A 1,112-nucleotide genomic window follows, 5' to 3' on the forward strand; every position below is an offset into this window, starting at 1 on the left:
GGCCTGGGTCGAGGACAAGCTGGAGAATTTCCAGCCGGGCGAGATCCTGACGCGCGACGAGGACGTTCTCGATACCTGGTTCTCCTCGGCGCTGTGGCCGTTCTCGACGCTTGGCTGGCCCGACGAGACGCAGGAGCTGAAGACCTACTATCAGACCGATGTGCTGGTCACCGGCTTCGACATCATCTTCTTCTGGGTTGCCCGCATGATGATGATGGGTCTGCACTTCATGGACGAGGAGCCGTTCCACACCGTCTATGTGCACGCGCTCGTGCGCGACAAGAACGGGCAGAAGATGTCGAAGTCGAAAGGCAACGTCATCGACCCGCTCGATCTGATCGACGAGTATGGCGCCGACGCGCTGCGCTTCACCCTGACCGTGATGGCGGCGCAGGGGCGCGACGTGAAGCTCGACCCGGCGCGCATCGCCGGCTACCGCAATTTCGGCACCAAGCTCTGGAACGCGACGCGCTTTGCCGAGATGAACGAAGTCGCCAGGAACGACGATTTCTGGCTGAACGACGCCAAGCTCGCGGTCAACCGCTGGATCCTGACGGAGCTGACGCGGGCGGCGCGCGCGGTCACCGAGGGCATCACCACCTACCGCTTCAACGAGGCGGCGGGTGCCGCCTACCGCTTCGTGTGGAACCTGTTCTGCGACTGGTATCTGGAACTGTTGAAGCCGGTGTTCATGGGTACGGACGAAGCCGCCAAGGCTGAGAGCCGTGCCTGCGTCGCCTTCGTGCTCGATGAGATCTACAAGCTCTTGCATCCGATGATGCCGTTCATGACCGAGGAGCTCTGGGCACAGACGGCGGGCGAAGGCAAGGAGCGCGGTTCGCTGCTTTGCCACGCCGCCTGGCCGTCGCCGGATTTCGAGGATGACGACGCGGCCGCCGACATCAACTGGCTGGTCGATCTCGTCTCGGGCATCCGCTCGGTGCGCTCGGAAATGAACGTGCCGCCGGCAGCGATCGCGCCCTTGGCGGTGATCGGCGCCAATGCAACGACGCGCGAGAGGCTCGAACGCCACGACCAGGCGATCAAGCGCCTGGCGCGCATCGGCAGCATATCGCTGGCGGAGACGCCGCCCAAGGGCTCGGCACAGATCG

The 1,112-nt window shown here is 64.2% G+C and carries 1 protein-coding gene; it reads left to right on the forward strand.

What is annotated here, in order from left to right; genetic code table 11:
- On the forward strand, positions 1–1,112 hold a 1,112-nt coding region (locus tag EOA29_RS37375; protein WP_145970085.1), incomplete at both ends, for a class I tRNA ligase family protein.

Origin of the sequence: Mesorhizobium sp. M1E.F.Ca.ET.063.01.1.1 (assembly GCF_003998155.1) — a bacterium.
Classification (GTDB): Bacteria; Pseudomonadota; Alphaproteobacteria; order Rhizobiales; family Rhizobiaceae; genus Mesorhizobium.